This window comes from Citrobacter sp. wls714 (assembly GCF_005281025.1).
GTDB classification, from domain to species: domain Bacteria; phylum Pseudomonadota; class Gammaproteobacteria; order Enterobacterales; family Enterobacteriaceae; genus Citrobacter; species Citrobacter werkmanii.
This window is the reverse complement of record NZ_SZWZ01000058.1, coordinates 1-3,616: the sequence shown is the minus strand read 5'-3', so window position 1 is coordinate 3,616 and position 3,616 is coordinate 1. Positions and strand designations below refer to the sequence as shown.

Below are 3,616 nucleotides of genomic sequence, written 5' to 3'. Positions count from 1 at the left end.
AAGAGAAAATCTGCTGAATGGTTCTATAAGCTTCACAACAAGATTAGCTCACCTAAAATTGAAGAGAATGTTGGTGACTTTCGCCTTATGTCCCGCGATGTCGTTGAGAGCATAAAGCAACTCCCAGAAAGGAACCTATTCATGAAAGGTATCCTTAGTTGGGTTGGCGGAAGAACAGAAGTAGTAGAATATGTTCGAGCTGAGCGTGTCGCAGGTGATTCAAAATTTAATGGCTGGAAGTTATGGAATCTTGCTCTTGAGGGCATTACCAGCTTCTCAACATTTCCTCTTCGCATTTGGACATACATTGGGTTGGGCGTTTCATTATTCGCATTCCTATACGCCGCATGGATGGTTATCGACAAGCTAATCTGGGGTAATCCAGTACCCGGATATCCATCATTGATGGCTGCAATCCTCTTCCTTGGAGGTGTGCAACTTATTGGGATTGGCGTTCTTGGTGAGTACATGGGCCGCATTTACATTGAAACTAAAAATCGCCCTAAGTATATAATAAAATCTGTTAATAAATAGACAAAGCTAGCAGGGACACAAAATGAATTTTCAGTTAAAAAAGAAAGATACAAGATACATAACTTGGTATTGTATATTGTCTTTATTGTTTATATCTCCTTTTATCATCAATGGAGTATATTTTAGGGATGATCTGGATAGGTCCGTCACTGGATTCTATGGCTGGAGCGGACTTGCCAGGCCTTTATCAGATTTAGTCATGTCTTTTTTTTCAGTAAGCGGAGATAAACTCCTAGATTATTACCCGTTCACATTAATATTATCAACCGTATTTATTGGATTATCAGCATATTTGGTGAAGAGATTAATGGATTCTTATAGATGTCAAGGTGCGTTTTTATGCGCATCGTTGATAATGTTTAATCCATTTATGCTCCAAAATATTGCATACAGGTTTGACTCTCTCCCAATGTCACTTGCAGTGTTACTCACTTCTTTGTCATATACATATGATAACAAATTAGAAATTAAATCATTAGCAATAAAAGTTGTTGCTGGAGTAGCTGCTCTTTCCCTTTACCAATCTTCTACAAACCTATTTTTGGGATTGCTTTCAATTGAGTTGATAGCAATTTTCTCAATCAAAAACATTTCTTTAAAAGATACAATATCCATAATATTTAAAAGAATGGTCGTGTACATTCTTAGCTATTCATTATATATGCTAACGATTGTTAAAATTTGGGGTGGCAGTAACAAAAGATCTGAGCTGATAGATTTTAATATTGAAGGCATTGAAAGAATAAAAACATCTTTAAGAATTCTAAATGAAATAATTGGAACGTATATTAGAGGAAGTTCTGAGTGGTACTTTATTGCAACTCTCTCTGTTTTTTTAATCTGTGTAATTGTTATCACGTATAAAAACAATAAAGATATCGCAATTAGACTTTCAATTTTGATTCTATCTATTTTTGTATTTTACATGTCTTTATTAGGCCCAACGATTCTACTTAAGCAAACCCCAGTTTATGCAAGGACACTGGTTAGCTTCTCTTGCATATTTGTTATTTTATCGTTAGTTATTTTGCAAGTTAGCAAAAAAATGGCAGTGATAGCTATTCTTCCTGCCGTTGTTGCATTTTCATTCAGCGCGCAATCATCAATCGCCATGAAAGAACAAGCAAAATTCGAAGATAGTATTTTAAACATGGTATCTTATGATCTTTTACATAAAGATGGCATCAATAAAATATTAACAGTTGGTACAATGAAGGTAAGTGAAAGAACTAAATTAATTTTAGAAAATAAACCATCCGTCAAATACCTGGTTATGGGTTCAACTGAATTCCTAATAACATTCCAACTAAAAAACAAGGGGCTGGATGGAGTTGAAAACGGCTATGGAATAGAACGCAGCAATAAAGAACTGCTATCAACTTTCATTAGTGAAGGAATAAGTCCTTTTATTTCAAATGAAATGTATTCTATTTATCTTAAAGATGGAGTAGCGATTATTGCATTTAACGAAGGCCGCTAAGCGGCCTTTTACTCAGCTAACCACATTTATTGTTCCGTATACCCCTCCACCCCTATGCACCCATGCATATGTTGGATCGGATGGGTATGCCGTGGCAGTATTTCTATAAAATATAAACCCTATCGGTGCTCCATTATAATTTGGCATCACATTATGCCTTCCTGATGATTTGCTCCATCCGCAAAATGTTGGTAGTACAGTGGCATTGTATGAACTAAAGTAACTCCCTCCTATCAATCCTGATTTTCCAGCATCGACTGTAATTCGTAAGCGATATGCCTTTGAAATATCAAGTGTTGGAGCTGCTATTTTATAAAGCTTCCAGTTATTTTGCATTGAATAATACTTGGAAGGATCTTGATAGAAAGTGTTGGATTCAAGTCCATCCGTACTTTCTATTGTTATTTCAACAGGAATATCACCTCTAAAAAAAAATGCTCCCCTAATATATCCTGTTAAGGTCCTGGTAAGGTTCACATAAATCCTTGCTCTTGCACTTGCATTAGATACTCCATAGCATCTACCAGAACCAGACGGTTCATTTACATCATTAAACAAAACGAATTCAGAAGGAATTACATTGTTATTACCATAATCAATTGGGAAGCCAGAGTTATTTATAATGCTCCAATCACCGCTAGGGCAAAGATTAACACCTGACATTGATATAAAATCACCGCCCTGCTGATTAGATTTATGTTCTGATCCAACAACTGAGTTCATATGGCTTAAAGTAGATGCCATATTTCCATATTGAACCCTATATGATGATATGTTCCAATTTCCTCTAACCTGTCCATTACCAGTAACTTCACAATGCAAACCAATTACGTTATTCTTCTGATTTAACGTTGTTTGATTATCAAGAATATAATCTGATGTTCCTGCTGTATCTATGTTAATAAATGTATTTTCGTAACATTCAGCACCATCTCTTGACCCAAGAATTTTAACTCCAGCACAACTAGTCTGTATAAAGGTGTTGTGATTAACAGATCCTTCATATATATTTAGCAATACAGAGCCGCCACCTGATGTATTCCCTGATTTAATATTTGAAAATTCATTCCAATATGAACCACCACCCCATGTTGCCAATCCAGGAATGTTCATCGGCGTGGTAGAACCCTTTAGAGTAATATCGCCTGTTGTATCAATCCTGACAGATCTACAATGTTGTATACCTTGCGCTATGTAGTTTTTGCACGACAACCCACTTACAGTTAACCCCTTAACGTGCAGAAGCGTAAACTCACCATTTGGTACTCTACCCTCAAAAACAATCTCAGCCCTAATAATGAATCGTCCAAGCAACGCGTGGTTGCCTGTAAGATTTACTGTTGATACAACATAATCACCAGGCGGAAGATACCCTCGGTTTCTATACCGGCCATATTGCACGAGCTGCGAGTAATCACCATTAACAGCATCAAGCCATGCACACATCTTGGCTGTTACGTCCGTTCCGTCAGGAAACACCCCCCAACCTCGTGCATCTCCATCATCACGCCATCTGGCAACTTGTAATTCTGGATAGTAAACGGAACCGTTTGGGTCAGTAATTTGTGACCTTAATGTCGCATCGCCAACACTTAACCATTT

The 3,616-nt window shown here is 36.9% G+C and carries 2 protein-coding genes and 1 pseudogene; 2 read left to right on the top strand and 1 reads right to left on the bottom strand.

Annotated elements, in window-relative coordinates; genetic code table 11:
* Positions 1-534 (top strand): annotated as a pseudogene (locus FDX11_RS11680) (glycosyltransferase); the annotation flags it as partial.
* Between the two features lie 22 nt (positions 535-556).
* Positions 557-2,014, top strand: a complete 1,458-nt coding sequence (locus tag FDX11_RS11675; RefSeq protein ID WP_137397952.1) for a glucosyltransferase domain-containing protein — start codon at positions 557-559, stop codon at positions 2,012-2,014.
* A gap of 12 nt (positions 2,015-2,026) precedes the next feature.
* Here the strand turns inward: FDX11_RS11675 and FDX11_RS25135 are convergent.
* The coding region (locus FDX11_RS25135; RefSeq protein WP_170975607.1) for a hypothetical protein at positions 2,027-3,616 on the bottom strand (1,590 nt) is incomplete at its 5' end.

Coding starts and splice junctions, on each gene's coding strand:
- FDX11_RS11675 (WP_137397952.1), top strand. CDS start 557: ATGAATTTTCAGTTAAAAAAGAAAGATACAAGATACATAACTTGGTAT.